Annotated in this window: 14 protein-coding genes; 11 read left to right on the top strand and 3 right to left on the bottom strand. The window is 59.8% G+C overall.

Going from position 1 to position 13,937, the window contains the following annotated elements:
* Positions 1 to 200 precede the first annotated feature (200 nt).
* Positions 201 to 458 carry a hypothetical protein gene (locus B447_RS15050; RefSeq protein WP_002942144.1) on the top strand — a complete coding sequence of 86 codons (258 nt, stop codon included), beginning with the start codon at positions 201 to 203 and terminating at the stop codon, positions 456 to 458.
* A gap of 86 nt (positions 459 to 544) precedes the next feature.
* The gene (locus B447_RS15045) at positions 545 to 895 is read left to right on the top strand and encodes a hypothetical protein (RefSeq protein WP_157384697.1); all 351 of its coding nucleotides are present in this window, start codon (positions 545 to 547) and stop codon (positions 893 to 895) included.
* On the opposite strand, the gene B447_RS15040 is transcribed toward B447_RS15045, so the two are convergent.
* The gene (locus B447_RS15040) at positions 892 to 2,259 is read right to left on the bottom strand and encodes a replication initiation protein (RefSeq protein ID WP_157384696.1); all 1,368 of its coding nucleotides are present in this window, start codon (positions 2,257 to 2,259) and stop codon (positions 892 to 894) included. The genes B447_RS15045 and B447_RS15040 overlap by 4 nt on opposite strands.
* 235 nt (positions 2,260 to 2,494) lie before the next feature.
* On the opposite strand from B447_RS15040, the gene B447_RS15035 reads away from it, so the two are divergent.
* The 6 genes from B447_RS15035 to B447_RS15010 all read left to right on the top strand — a co-directional run bounded on the left by B447_RS15035 (position 2,495) and on the right by B447_RS15010 (position 9,354).
* Positions 2,495 to 2,689 carry a hypothetical protein gene (locus B447_RS15035; RefSeq protein WP_002942136.1) on the top strand — a complete coding sequence of 65 codons (195 nt, stop codon included), beginning with the start codon at positions 2,495 to 2,497 and terminating at the stop codon, positions 2,687 to 2,689.
* 1,268 nt (positions 2,690 to 3,957) lie between these two features.
* Positions 3,958 to 4,932 (top strand): hypothetical protein, encoded by a 975-nt coding sequence (locus B447_RS15030; RefSeq protein WP_157384695.1) that lies wholly within the window; start codon positions 3,958 to 3,960, stop codon positions 4,930 to 4,932.
* Between the two features lie 79 nt (positions 4,933 to 5,011).
* Complete coding sequence (locus tag B447_RS15025) at positions 5,012 to 5,233, top strand: hypothetical protein (protein WP_002942133.1); 222 nt, start codon at positions 5,012 to 5,014, stop codon at positions 5,231 to 5,233.
* A 209-nt stretch (positions 5,234 to 5,442) separates the two neighbouring features.
* Complete coding sequence (locus tag B447_RS15020) at positions 5,443 to 5,673, top strand: hypothetical protein (RefSeq protein WP_002942131.1); 231 nt, start codon at positions 5,443 to 5,445, stop codon at positions 5,671 to 5,673.
* A gap of 266 nt (positions 5,674 to 5,939) precedes the next feature.
* Positions 5,940 to 9,116, top strand: coding sequence for a helicase-related protein (locus B447_RS15015; RefSeq protein ID WP_037982906.1), 3,177 nt, complete (start codon positions 5,940 to 5,942; stop codon positions 9,114 to 9,116).
* Complete coding sequence (locus tag B447_RS15010) at positions 9,109 to 9,354, top strand: hypothetical protein (protein ID WP_002942127.1); 246 nt, start codon at positions 9,109 to 9,111, stop codon at positions 9,352 to 9,354. Before B447_RS15015 ends, B447_RS15010 begins: the two co-directional genes overlap by 8 nt.
* Positions 9,355 to 9,561: 207 nt before the next feature.
* Here the strand turns inward: B447_RS15010 and B447_RS15005 are convergent, their stop codons facing one another.
* Positions 9,562 to 10,431, bottom strand: coding sequence for an HDOD domain-containing protein (locus tag B447_RS15005; protein ID WP_002942125.1), 870 nt, complete (start codon positions 10,429 to 10,431; stop codon positions 9,562 to 9,564).
* A 257-nt stretch (positions 10,432 to 10,688) separates the two neighbouring features.
* Here B447_RS15005 and B447_RS15000 point away from each other — a divergent pair, with 257 nt between their 5' ends.
* From B447_RS15000 to B447_RS22590, 3 genes are all read left to right on the top strand, one after another.
* Entirely contained in the window at positions 10,689 to 11,612 is a 924-nt protein-coding gene (locus B447_RS15000; protein WP_002942124.1) for a hypothetical protein, read from the top strand.
* A 71-nt stretch (positions 11,613 to 11,683) separates the two neighbouring features.
* Positions 11,684 to 12,082 (top strand): hypothetical protein, encoded by a 399-nt coding sequence (locus tag B447_RS14995; RefSeq protein WP_002942122.1) that lies wholly within the window; start codon positions 11,684 to 11,686, stop codon positions 12,080 to 12,082.
* On the top strand, positions 12,069 to 12,353 hold the full coding sequence (locus tag B447_RS22590) for a hypothetical protein (RefSeq protein WP_157384694.1): 285 nt from the start codon (positions 12,069 to 12,071) through the stop codon (positions 12,351 to 12,353). The genes B447_RS14995 and B447_RS22590 overlap by 14 nt, the downstream gene beginning before the upstream one ends.
* On the opposite strand, the gene B447_RS14990 is transcribed toward B447_RS22590, so the two are convergent.
* Positions 12,333 to 13,760, bottom strand: a complete 1,428-nt coding sequence (locus B447_RS14990) for an RNA-guided endonuclease InsQ/TnpB family protein (RefSeq protein ID WP_002942120.1) — start codon at positions 13,758 to 13,760, stop codon at positions 12,333 to 12,335. The genes B447_RS22590 and B447_RS14990 overlap by 21 nt on opposite strands.
* Positions 13,761 to 13,937 lie beyond the last annotated feature (177 nt).

Raw genomic sequence — 13,937 nt, 5'->3', positions numbered from 1 at the left:
GGCAAAGATAGACTCGGCAGGGCTTTCTGCGCTTCGCAAACTGATCGATCGGTGGAAACCGGCCCCCCCAAAATAAGAGCCTTCGGCTCTCGCTCCTTATATCCCCGCCCAAGCTCGCCGGCTCCGCCTAAATGTCGCTTCGCGACAGATCGCTTGGACGAGGTTTTACGGCGCACCGGATAATTCAAAGGTCAAGTCACATGACCCAGAACGAGAAGAAACTCCGTATGCCTACGCTTCGTATCACCAACGGCGCCGAGGCCCTTGCCCTGCGCAAGAAGCTTCGGCTGAACCAGACCGTCTTCTGGCTAAAGGTTGGCGTGATGCAATCGACCCGCTGCCGCTACGAAAAGATGGAGCGGGACATTCCGCTTCCCGTGCAGCTTCTGCTGCAAATGGCCTATGGGAGCGAAAAGCAGTCGGCGTCCTTGCTCGCATACCTGCGCGCCAACGAATAAGGGCTCATCGGCGCTGTTTTATGGAGGGGTGCGACGGTTTGCCCGCGGCTATCCTCTATGGGTTGCTTCTTCGATCTGCTGAGAACATGCCACGACGCAAGAGTCCCCGCATTCATGTCCCGAACGCCTACTCCGAGTGGGAGATAGTACGTAGCGCCCTTTTTTCGCTGTTGCTGGTCGCCTATGCGGGCTACAGCGTTTTCGTGGGCGAGGCCTTTGTCCCGGGGCGACACCAGGGTGGGATGTCGATGACGGGCATAGCGCTGGCTTTCGGGATCGCTGGCATGCTCTGTGGGGCGGCCAACCTGGTCGCATTGATCGTCGACCATTTCGATCGGCGTGATAACGAAGCTATGTACCGCAGATTCCGTTTTCGCACGCAGGTGGCGGGTTGGACGCTGTTCCTCGGCGGCATGCTCATCGAAATGAGCGATTAGCGCCCTGCTTTCTCGCGCATCGCCTTCTCGAACCAAGGGGTAAAGGCAACCCGGACCATGGGGCTCTTGAATCCATGCTTGGCATAGGCGGCAAGCACTGCGCGATTCGTTTCAGCGTCGATAAATGCATCGATGATCTCGGTTTGGATCTCCTCAGGTAGAGCATTGAGGTCCGCTTCGATATCAGCCCAGGTCCTACCCATTTCAGCCTGCTGAGCCACGGCTCGCTCCGTACCCTGCGATGCGGCTTGGTAATCGATGTCAGCCTCTACCGTCTTCGAGACCACCTCATGTGAAGCATCAGAGGGAGCTCCTGTTCGCGCGTAGTCTTTCACCCTGTTTAGCGCATTCAGGAAATAGGCTGGCTTGTTCCGGATCGGGTTCAGGTCACCCCGACGTAGTCGTGCCTCCGTCTCATCCGCGGCCTCCTCAAGCAAAAGCAAATCGTTGACCCGGAGCAGCTTTGAGATCTCGGTCTTCTTGAGCTCAAACGCCTCAAGACGTTTGGAGATGCCGGCCGTGTCAATCAACGGATCATCAGACGCGAGAGAAAGTGACCCCTGGGCGCGCTCCCTGAGGCGGAACTGTAAATCACTGATAGATCGACCATCCTTGAACACCAGGAGCTCGAACTCGTAGTCAAGAACCCGCTCATTGAGCTCCTTCAGGCTCTTGGCCAGAACGTCCCGACCGAAGTACTTGTAGTTCTCGTAGCCAGCGGAATAGTCGCCACCCAGGATCAGATTACGCCACTCCCTCCATGGAAGCTTGACGGTATAGTTCCAGCCATCTGAGCCATTGTTCCCTCTGTACCGAATCAGCTGCTCGTAGAGAGCGAGCGTGTAGGCGCTCTTGATGGTGGCCTGAAGTTGCAGGTTTATCCGAGCATAGACCTCTGGTACAAGAAGACGCTGCTTGACACGTTCATCGAACTTATAACGGACCTGACGAGCGATCGGACTACGCTTGCCATCTTCTGTCAGGCCTCCGATCAACCTCACCGCACCTAGAAGTTGAACCGAGTCCCGGATGGGGATCTCCTGGTCGTTGATCGTCTCGAGGACATCCCACTTCAGGAGTGTTCGCTGCATCTCGTTGAGCGTGGACTCGAGCCTTTTGATGTCATTGGAGTCGTAGCGTATGTCCTTGGCCAGCTCACCGATCTCAATCTCGTACCATTCTCGGTCAGCGCCCTGATCCATAGCGTTTGCCAGGAGCAGGTTAAAGGCCTTGCGACCTACCAAGGTCAGTTTGCCCTGCTGCGGATACGCGTACACGGCATCCACAGCTTTGCGCAACTCACCGCGCCGATATGGCTCAGGCTTCACGTGCGTGATGGATGACTTCTTGGGCTTTTCAGACACAACCAGACCACCGGCAGGGCAATGAAGACGCAATATAGGCCGGTTGGAGAGGTGAGAGCAAGCCACAACTAGCTCACCAAAGAAAAAACTCTTCGCTGATGACCGGAAAGCGCGGCAAGCCCTGGTACTTCAGGCCGGTGAAGGATAGCGCGTTCGACGCAGGCGGTGCCACGGCCCTGGGCACTTCTCGTTGGATGCGGCCAACAGTCGCATCCGCTTTCCCAAGGTGGGCTAGTTGCGCTACCGGGCGAGCCGCCCGATCGAGGGGCGACTGATCGAGGGGCGACCGATCACGGTCACGCTGCGCACCGAGGCCGATGGCTGGTACGTGTCGATCGCCTGTGCGTTCGAGGCCACGGCGCTAGAGAGAGGCCCGAAGGCCTGCGGTATCGATCGTGGGGTGACGACCTTGGCCGCCAGCAATAGGTGAGAGTTTACGGGAGTCGGGCTAAACACCACGCCGTATCAGGGCACTGACTCAACGAAAGGTGAGTGTTTACAGGAGAGGAGGATAGCTGGAGCCGAGCGTAAGGCCGCATCCAATAGGTGAGAGTCTACGGGAGAGCTCTTGCAGCCCTTGCGGCTTCAGTCCTTTGGCCGATGGAAAGGTGAGAGTCTACGGGAGACTTCCCCCGACGCACTTGCCGTTACTGCCCATTGATCGCCTGAAAGGTGAGAACTAGCAGGATACGGCCCACACACTGAGACACGGCCGAGGCCCAAAGGTGAGTGTTTACAGGACTCAGCACTGAGAACCATCCCCTACTGGCATCAATAGGTGAGAGTTTACAGGGGTCCATGCTTGCGACAGGTGAGAGTCTACGGGAGAGAAGGTCAGCGGTGTAGCGTCAAACGAAACTCCGTAAATGGTTCAACGGGATGTTTTATGCTAATGCGCAAAGCACACACATGTGATAGGCGCCGACAGGCCTCCCGTTCGCACCATCTTGGTGCATACGCTGCAATCCTATCCCGTAGACTCTCACCTATTCGACGCACTTCTCCTGTAGACCCTCACCTATCAGAGCAAGTAGTCCCGTAGGCTCTCACCTATCGATACGAGATGCCCTGTAAACTCTCACCTGTACGCAATTGATCAGCAAAATCCTGGACTTATCCACAGCTTCATTCCCGTAGACTCTCACCTATCCCAATCCCCATCCCGTAAACGCTCACCTTTCCCCCCGAAAGTTCTCACCTCTCATCCCGTTTGATCTCACCTCTCATCCTGTTATCTCTCACCTGATATCCCGTAAACTCTCACCGATGTACGCTAGAACCCTTTGCCTACGCGGGTTTCAGCTTCATGTAAACGTTAACAAAGCGTTAACAAATGACATATAAAAGAAACACAAACGACCATTGGCGTTTTCTTTGAGAGAGACATGAAAACCCAAACCATCGCAGCTCGACCGCTCACTGTTGCTCCCAAACTGCGCCCCTACTGGACGAGTGGAGAGATCTGCACGACAATGTGGCTGTTATCGGCCTTCGTGCCAAACCGGTAGCTGGCTCCACCGGGCTCAACAGAGCCGAATCCAGCCTTGCGAGTCCGTCCAGGACTTACAAAACACATAGGGAAGCAACGCTCCCTCCACAGGCAAAAGTAAGCTCTTTGCCTGAACATCAAACGATCCCGAACCGGGGCGACTCTCGCCCGGTAACGGGATGGGTTGCCCCTTTTTCATGGAGGCAACCATGCAAGCAGTTCAACAATCCTCAAGCAGTTTCGAAGCTCTCTTCGCCGCAGCAGTTGGGCTCGAGGGGGCCGCGTACTCGTCCTTGGACATAGCGTCCGAAACCAACGAGGAGGCACTCGAGATGGTCCCGGAGGTCATCCAGGCAGTCCCCGAGGATGACACCCCGCCGACCGTCGGCGAGCAGTACAAGGCTCTCTGGGTGCGCTACCGCAATGCACTCGAGAACTGGGCGAATGAGCAGTGCGAAATTCGCAGTGAGGAGCGCCGGATTCTGAATCGCCACCACAACGAGTACATGCGGGCATTTGAGGACATGACGGGCTACGACGTGCGCCGCACGCTCGAGTCGAGGGCCGCGGAGATCCGCAAGATGATGGTCTGGACCGCTGAGAAGGTGTTCGCACCGGAAGGCGTTTCGCTCAAGATCGACGGATACGATATCCACGAGCGGTTCCGGTCCGACGAGGACAACATCGACGCCTTCGACCCGGTCGCGATCTGGTCGTACCTGGAGCAAAAGTACGGTGGTGACTTCGGTGAGAAGCTCGCCTGGCAGCAAGTCGCAAGGGGCTTCAAGTCGAAGTTCAACCTCGATGAGGGCGAAAAGGTCGTGATCAAGAACGGATACATCGTTCTTGATCGATCCGTCTGGCTCGATGACTTCGACAAGAAGCAGTACAAGAAAAACCGCCTCGCGTTCGATTGCGTCGAGTCGATCAGCCAGTCGTTGAACGTGCTGAGCGAGATTGCCCGTTGGTCTGACCGGATTGCACTGAGTCATGATCTGCACAGACTCAACCGAACGTTCAGCGACAGGACCTACGAGGTCCAGTCACGGGCCAAGCATCCGGCCGGCGACAACGGGGAGGTGATCATCGTCACCTATACCAGTCGGTTCGAGTTCCTGATTCGGCAGGATTTCGCTGAACAGCTGCAGGTGTTCCTTGGCACTTACCTCGAGATCGAGCCGTAACGCAGCACAACTACAACCCGGACGGGCCATCCCCCCGTCTGGGGCATGGCGCGCTCTGGGTCATTACGTGGAGAGAACCATGAGTACCAACGAAGAGCAGAAGATCGCAGCCGAGCAGTTTGGCTACCGGATCGAGCAGGGCGAAGAAGCGCTCGCCGGGAAGTTCTGGTGGACGCTCTGCCTGGCGGGCCTCGATGTTGAGGTTGGCCCACTGGAGTTCGACACGGAAGAAGAAACCTGGGACGACGCGGTTCGCGCCCACCAGGCTGAACTTGTCGAGATCGAAGCGATCGCTGCCTGAGCATCGAAGGCATCTGCCTCCTGTCCCCCCGGGGGCCAGGGGGAAGGTGTTTTCTGAGGTGCCTCGCACCTTAAACGGTAGCTGGATCCGACCGGGGAGCAATCCCGAACCCAGCCCACTGTCCGCTCAGGATAATCAACCCACCTTTGGGGAAGCCACCTTCTCCAGCCAGGGAGGGTCGTGGTGACCCTGTATTCTGGAGAACCACGATGACCTTACCCACCCCGACGACCGTCGGCGAACTGATGAAGCAGTTGCCGTTCTTTCTGGACGAAGAACTCGCCGAGGACATCACCTCGCTCGATTTCGACTGCCAGGTCGGAAAGGACTGCGCCGAAGTGCTCAAGCGCGCCTCGGCGCTAATTGAGGTCGCCTACGACGTACGCGGGCAGATCGCCGCGGCAACGCTGCGGCAGATGAATGTCTTCTACTACGGCTGAGGCGGACGATGACGATTCGATCCAAGTCTGCCGGCCAGCGTGCGTACGAGCGCGATGTTCAGCGCACGCCGCGGTATCACGATGGGGCGCCTCGCGTGCCCTGGGAAAAGCTCTCGAAGATCGCCCAGCGATCCTGGGAGCAGCCCCCTCGCCAGTAAGCGAGGACGAAACAGCGGGGCCGTGAGGCCTTGAAATCTCACCCTGCGGGGACATGCTTTGTCCCGGCCGGGGACAAGGTGTGTCTCCCGCTTCAACTGGAGCACACCATGTCTTGGTACAACCCTTTGAGGAGCATTCAGTCACGCGGGAGCCAGGCCGACCGGCCGGGTTCGCTGGCGGGGCTGGCTGCAGCTCGCAAAGTGCATCTCGGGCAGTTTTTCACACCCGACGAGATTGCACGCGTGATGTGGCGCATCGTCGAGCCGGCGATGCTGGCCGCCGAGAGCCAATGGAGGAAGCAGTCCATCATGGACAACTCCTGCGGTTCGGGAAGGCTATTGCAGTACGCCGACCCGCAAAAGCACATCCTGCTTGGCGTGGATGTGGATGCCGCACCGCTTGCCCGGTTGGGTGAAGTGGCAGTGGAGGCTGGGTTCGAGTGTGAGTTCGAGCATTGCGGGGTGGAGTCGATCCAGCCACGCAACGTCGACGTCGCGCTCATCAATCCGCCCTTCTCGGTGCATCTCGAGTCACCAACCCTCAAGCCTTACCCCTGCACGACCTACGGGAAGTATGGGCCGGGCACCGCGGCCGTGAGTCATGCCTATGCGCTGGCTCAGGCGGTGGATGCGGCCGATATCGTCGTGGCGCTGCTGCCGCGATCGTTCGTAGACGAGCTCGTCGCAAATCCTACGCTGTACCTGGATGAGCAGATGTGTGGTCTGTTTCATGCCGTGATCGATCTGCCGTCGGGTTCGTTCCGTGAGGAAGGCACCGAAGTGCAGGTGTCGCTCGTGGTCATGGGGCATATGGGCCGGCTGGCAAATCTGGCCCCCCGCGTGAAGCTGCAATCGCTGGACGATCCATTGCCCGAGCTACGCAACTTTCGGCTCTACAACCGAAGCGCTGCGAAGCTGGGCGTGGTGGGGGTCGAGGACGAAGGTCCTTCGATCACGCTGCCGGTCACTGGCAACAACACGGTTCGCATCGTCCGCGACGGACGGCGGATCAAGTTGCGCTACGCCTGCGGGCTCACGATGGCGAAGGTGCACAACGCCATCTTGCGCGAAGCGGTGATGAAGCTGCTTGGGGATGATCAACGTTTCCCCAAGGGGGTGAAGTACGAAGGGCAGGGGGTGCTGGATCTGGAAGTGCACCTTGCTCAGGACGATCCGATGGCTTCGTTCAACGAGTTCGTGGCCGAGGTTCGGAGCGCCGGCGGTTCGCCCGTCGTCGACCCGGGCATTTACGGGTATCTGAAGCGCGCAATAGGAGCAACGTTGCGCCAAAAGACGCCCCTGCGACACGTCATCTATGTCGAGAACGGCGTAGCGGGAGACGCAGATTCGCTCGAGGCACGCCCACGGCGGCCGCAGGTGGCCGATCCGAAGGTGTGGGGTTCGCCCGCACTGTCGATTGATCAGTGCTACCACTTTGCACGGGCTGAGGACGGGCAGTATGCGTTCGAGGTCAAGGGGCGCACGTTCCGGCTCACGCCGGAAGACCTGTACGAGCGCTTCGAAGTGGTCGCCGGCGCAGCCAAGAGCGGCTGGACGGTCGTCCATGAGGGTCTGCCGGCGAAGTATCCCGAGCAGGCTGCGCAATGGCGGTCAAGGGCGGCCCAGATGGGGCTGGACAAGGTCCTCTCGTGGGGCTACCAGTACGACGATCTCATCGAACTGGCGATGCAACCGAAAGGGGCAATCGCAGCGTGGGACATGGGTCTGGGCAAAGCTCGTCTCGCGACGGCGCTGATCACGTTGCACGGCTCGAAGCATGGGCTGATCGCAACCGAAGCAGGGCTGGTCGAAGAGATGGTGATCGAGCTCGAAGGGCTGCCGATTCCGAAGACCGACTGGCAGGTGATCACGAAGCCCGAGCAGTTGATGGCGCTTCGCAGGATCAACGTCATCTCCTACGAGCGTCTGCGCATGGAGATCGGGCGCGATGCGCAAAGTCCCAACCGGACAAAGCGAATGCGCAAGACCTACGCCGGGCAGCTTCGCCGGCGGATTGGGGTAGCGGTGTTCGATGAGGGGGATCTGTTGTGCAACCCGACGTCGGACCAGGCCCGTGCCTGCGAGCATGTTTCGCCCAAAAAGCGCTTCGTGCTGACTGCAACGCCGATCGCCAACTACCCGCGCGACATGGCGCCCATCCAGGCCTTCACGGCTGGTGACGGCACCGCGGCGCAACCGTGGGGATGGCGTCGAGGCAAGCTCGATCCAGTGTGGCGCAAAACCATGAACGTCGCACAACGTGGGCTTGATGCATTCCGCGACACCTTCGTGTGTACGGAGTGGGTGACCAAGGAGTTCACAGACACCCTGACAGAGGGCGCAAAGAGGGAAATCCCCCGTATTGCGAACCTGGAGGCCTACCGGGCGATGGTGGCGCCGCTCATCAAGCGGCGGATTGTCGAAGAGCCGGAAGTCTCGGCTTGGGTGAAGATCATCAAGGAAGATCGCGAGATCATCGAAGTACCTTGGGATCACGCCCACCTGGCTTACTACCTGAAGGTGGTCGAGGAGTTCTCCAACTACTACCAGCAGGTCAAGTCGGGGAGCGGTCGGAAGAACAACCTGATCGCGATCCTGGCCAGGATCAGGGCCGTGTCCTTCGCATCCGACTTCCCGCAGTACGGGGTGGAGGGGTTCGGGGCCTACACGGCGCTGACGACCAAGCAACGTTGGGTGCTCGATGAACTCGAGCGGCTGACGGCCGAGGGGAAGAAGACGATCCTGTACGCGGAGAACCCGCGCCAGGTCGAGTTGTTGCATTCGCACCTGGAGCAGCGAGGTGTGGAGTCGATGACCTTCCACGGGGGCAAGCCGATCAAGAAGCGGACCAAGGAGCTCAACACGCGCTTCCGGTTCGGGGATTGTCCGGTACTGCTAGCAACACTGGGCACCACGCAGAAGGGTCTGAACCTGTGGCAGGCCAGCGAGGTGCTGATGCTCGGGCGCTCGTGGTCGGCAACGACCGAAGAGCAGGCGATCCATCGCCTTCTGCGGCCGCAGCAAAAGCTCAAGGTGCGGGTGCGCTACATCCACCTTCCTGGTGGCATCGACATCTACAAGGACCAGTTGGTCAGCTTCAAGCGGGACTCTGCGCGAGCAGGTCTGGATTGGGCAACGCCCGACACCGAGGATGCGGACTTCTTGCATCTGGACAGTGTCATCGGGCGCTTCGTCGACGACATGGCCAAGTTGCACAACGTGGCTCGCCACGACGTGCGCAAGCTCATCGAAGCAAATTCATTCAAGGGAGTAGTCAATGTCTGAGAAGACAGCAATCGATCCCCCGTCGCTGTCCATCGGCGACGAGTTCGTGGTGATGACCCGCAATGGTCAGACCCGCAAGATCGTCGCCCGAATCCTCGGGCGGGAACACAACCCGGCAACGGGCATCGACATGGTGTGGCTTGATCGACGGATCCACCGTCGTCACGAGAGCACCATGCTCGAAGGGGCGGTCAAGTGGTCGGCCGGCGGGGCCATCTCGACCGTGCTGGCCAAGTAGGCGACGGTGCCCGAGCAGGACAAGCGCGAAGATATGACCGCAAGGCAGATCGAAGCACTCGAGGCGCGGGCGCGGATCGCGGCCCGCATGGCGGAACGAAGAGGTAAGCAAGCGTCCTGACAGGACAGCAAAGAACCCCCTGTACGCCCGATCGGGCGGCAGGGGGTTTTTCATTTCCGGATTGTGCCATCCAGAGTTTGCGGGCGGTTACTTGTGGCCGGCGAGGAGGGTGAGGATCTCGTCGCGCGTCGCGGTCGCGGCGCGAACGATTGCCTCGAAGGACTTTGCCCCATTGGCCTCTGAAAGCTGTGCGGTAGGCACTCGCGTCTGTTCCACGCCAAGCAGTCGGGTGAGGGGGTTGGCCGTCTGGGCTGCATGCTCGGCGAAGGTGAGTACCTCGGCGAGCGATGCGGGTTGCGTTGCGACCATGGGACGGTCGTGGCCAGCGTTGATTGCCTCGACGATGACCGTGGGTAGCTCGAAGGCCTGGAGCATGGACTGTCGAACCGGACCTTCCCAGAGGGAAACGAAGTGGGCGAACTTGAGCAGATGATCGTCAAGCGCCGGAAACTTGGAGGCCATCGCCAAGAGGTAGAACTGGCCCACCTTCGACATCAGGCCAGTCATCAGTGCAGTGTCTGGCGAGCAGATCTTGAGTACCTTGGCGGTGGCATAGCACCAGGAATCAACATCAACCGAATGTGCCCAAAGCTCTGACGCAAGTACCCGCATGCGCTTAGTCCGCTGGTCTCGAGCGACTTGCTCAGCTGCGGCCGCGAAGATAAGGCAGCGGAAGGTTGTCGAGCCGATACGGTTCAAAGCCTTGCTGACGCTTGAGATCTCTTTCTGTGACGGATTCAGGAGCACGCTATTGGCAGCGCGTAGCACCTTGGCGCTAAGCACTGGATCGGTACGAACGAGGCGCGCAATCTCTTCGATCGAAACTGACGGATCCTCCGAGAGCTTCATGACGCGAAGTGAGAGGCTGAAGACCGTAGGAAAGGTCAGAGCGCCTCTACCAAGATCGCGTTCGATCGTCTCGGTAAATGCGGCTAGCTGCTCTTCAAATGCGATCATTGTTCGAAGTCGTCCTTCAGGGGGGGTGAAGTCTATGCGATTTACGTTTCTGATGCGATAACACAAGTTCTGGACAAGCTATTTGCAGCACGTCAGAATAGGAACGTTTGAAGACCCTTTCGTCGATCGGTAGCTGGTTCCACCGAGCTCTCTTGAGCGAACCCAGCCGTCAGTCCTTCCTGGACCTCAACCCACCGCGGGGATACCTATTCCCCATGGTCGGGGCGTGGTGTCTCCGCACTCACAGGAGATTCACCATGCATTACCAAACCACCGTTCGTACCGATGCCGATTACGCTGACATTCCCAAGGCTGCAGCGTTCATCATCGACCGAGAATCTGCGCAGTCAATCCTTCGCCTCTCGGCCCTGATCAAGGCCAACGGTCTGCACTGCCTGGAACTCTTCGACTACCGTGTCGACTGGGACTGGGGAGATGCTGAGGGCAGCACCGAGGCCGAAACGCTAGTCGTGTTCGCCGAAGAGTTCTGCTTCTCGGCGATGGTCAAGCACACCAATGTCGAGATCCGGACTGAGCAGAAGCGCTGCGCCGATCTGGCACATTTCCATGGGTTGAGCTTCGACGAGGCAGGAACCCCGGAAGATGCGTTCGTCGATCACGTCGCCTCTCTGTCCATGTGGGACTGGGACGACGATAAGGGCGCCGCACTCAACGAATGTGAGGAGCCCTCTGAGGGCTATCAGGACTCGCACGAAGCCTTGATGGGGCTGATCGAAGCTGCGCGCGATCTCCTCGCCAAGAAAGCAGCCCATGTTGAAGAGCGGGTGCAGGATCGTGAGACGCCTGCGCTGGTGCTGGTCAAGCCGGAGGAGTCCGGCTCGGACTATGTCCTGCAGGACGGTTCGCCGTCGTGCAGGATTACCGTCGGATCGATCTCGGTGCACGTGCGACGCAACACCGACACCGGTGACGAGGGCGTGATCGTCGATCTGTTCCCCCGCGGGGCGGAAGACGAGTCGCTCGCTTCGACGTACGCGTTCTTCCAGGACGCCGAGGAAGAACTCTGCTCGGATCGCGGCATCGACCTCGATGACGTCTCCGAGTGGGTCGGGCTGCACTACCAGCGAAACTTCGAAGCAGAGCCGGCTGCGGCCCGCTACGACTGGATCAAGCGTTACCTCGAGTCGCATCGGGACGGCGAGCTGGCACAAGCCGCCTGATCAACCATCTCAAAACCCTTGCGGGGAACCTCCTCGCAAGGGGGTTCTCCGCAACCCACATGGAGAACCCCATGAACAAGCCTATCGTCGTCCATATGGACATCATCGGCGTTGGAGAATACTTCGCGTCCGATGAGGACGCCGAAATCGTCCTAAGCGCACTCAACTCCTACGGCTTCCTGCTGAAGGTGCCTCCGAAGGGGGTGCTCAGGCGTTGGAGCTTCGGTGAGTTTGCAGACGCAATCGAGGCCGTGTACGACACGGCCGAACCGCGCACTGCCGCTACGGTGCAAGCGCTGCGCAGGATTCAGCTCACAAGCGAACTGCGAGAGCAAGGCATCACCGACTACTGCGGTCAGGTCTGCGGCGGCGGTGAATGTGGAAGCGGTCCGACTTGCGTATACGGGATCGATCCGCGCACGCATCTGCCGGGCATTGAGCACACGGGTGAAGCCCATGAGACGCTCTGATGCACCGTACCCGGCGGGTCTCAAGCCGGGCGACTTCATCCAACCGGAAAACTGCTTTGGTGACGTTTTCTTCGAGGTGGCCAGCTGCTATGGGCCGTCGCAGGGAACGTCTCTCTGGCATGTCTGGTACGTGACCTACGACAAGCATTGCCGCGTGCCGCGCACGTCTTGGGTAAACGGTGCCATCGGCATCCGACGGGTGATCCCGGCGGAGATGGCGGTGCCCGTGATGTTGACCACTCCCTCCACCTCAACCGCCTGGGGCGGTTGAGGTGTGGGTTTCCTGGTTCATCGATCTGAGCGCAGTGCCGTTTCCAGCACCGCGACTTACCGTGATCTCCCCAAGCGTGACTTCGGAGCGGTCCGCCCCTAGTTGTTTCTGGCGCATCCGCATCACACGCCTCTTCTCCTTCGGTTTGTATTCGCCCGAAAGGAGGAGCCTCACGCCGCGCTGGGCGATGTTCTGCGCAGCGTTATAGTCGGCGTTGTCGATGTTGCCGCAGCGTTGGCAGACGAATTCGGCTTGGGAGCGCCGGTTGTCCGGGTGAGTGTGCCCGCAGCGGGCGCACGCCTGCGACGTGTGATGAGGTGCCACTTCCACGACGAGCTTGCCCGCTCGCCGTGCCTTGTATTCGGTGCAAGTCTTGGTCGTGCTCCAGGCAGCGCCCAGAATCGACCGATTGAGCCCTGCCTTGGCGCGTTCGCCGTTTTTCTCCCAGCGACCGGGTTCGATCTGTTTCGCCGTGGGCCTGCGGGTCATGCGCTGCACGCCCAAGGCCTCGAACACGATCAGGAGCGCCTTGGGGTCGGAGACCAGTGCATGGCTCGTCTGATGCGCAAAGTCGCGCCTTACGTCCTTCTCGTAGCGACGCAGGCAGGCGATGCGGTGCGCAGCCTTGCGACGATTCGCCCCACCCTTGGCTCTGCGCGAGAGCTTGCGTTGCCAGCGCCGGGCGGCCGCCTGCTTCTTGGCGATGCGATCACGCTGAACAGGCGTGAGATCGAACTGTGCTCCGTTCGAACACGCAAACGGAATCGCGACACCGCGATCCACGCCCACCGTGCGTGCCCTGAGCTCGTCCTCGCTGAAAGATGAAAGCCAGTCAGCCGTCTCCGAGTCCGAAGGTTCCGGGACGCCATCGTCGTTGGTGAACGACAGATACCAGCGCCCCGCATCGACCGAGAGCGTGATCGATGCGGGAATCGTGTGCGCCCGGTGCGCGGCGTAGCGCAGCACGCCCACCGGGCACTTTCGGGTGCCGACTTGGAGCCGATAGCCGACTGCGCCCGTCTCCGAATCAACAACCTGCTCGAACCGGAATAGTTCGCTCGTGAGCCACACCGCCTGAGCGCCATGGCGTTTCTGGAGGGTGGGCCTACCTCCGAGCTTCTTCCAGTAACGGCTGTAGGCCTGCTTCCAGCGCACCGCACCGTTTCTGAGCACTTGTGAGGGCACTTGCCGCAGCCACGGCGTGGCCTCGGTGATGAAGTGGCTGTACTGCTGGTCTTGCGGCGCGAACTGGCCGGTGTGCTGAAGGGACTTGCGTGCGAAGGTCCGGAAATAGCGGTCCTCGCTCACCTTGGCGTTGTAGATGAAACGCTGGCACCCAATCCACCGCAGCAGACTGGATGCCTGCTCGGTGGTGGGATAGAGGCGAAAGCGAAAACCGGACTGCATTCACCCAACGTACCACGGGCCCCTCGCAGATCAAGCCCTTGTTTGGTGTCTTCACGGACGCCGCCCGCTTGACCCCCTCCTAACCCTAAGGGTTCAGGAAGGGGAATGCGCGGGCAATTCGGTCAGCAGCCTTGCTGCTCACACGCTCGAAGACAACGACGGTTGGAAGGATGATGC

The sequence above is a fragment of the Thauera sp. 27 genome, assembly GCF_000310125.2.
In the GTDB taxonomy this organism is placed as follows: Bacteria; Pseudomonadota; Gammaproteobacteria; order Burkholderiales; family Rhodocyclaceae; genus Thauera; species Thauera mechernichensis.
The sequence above is the reverse complement of the archived record's forward strand: the minus strand, read 5'-3'. Positions and strand labels throughout refer to the sequence as shown.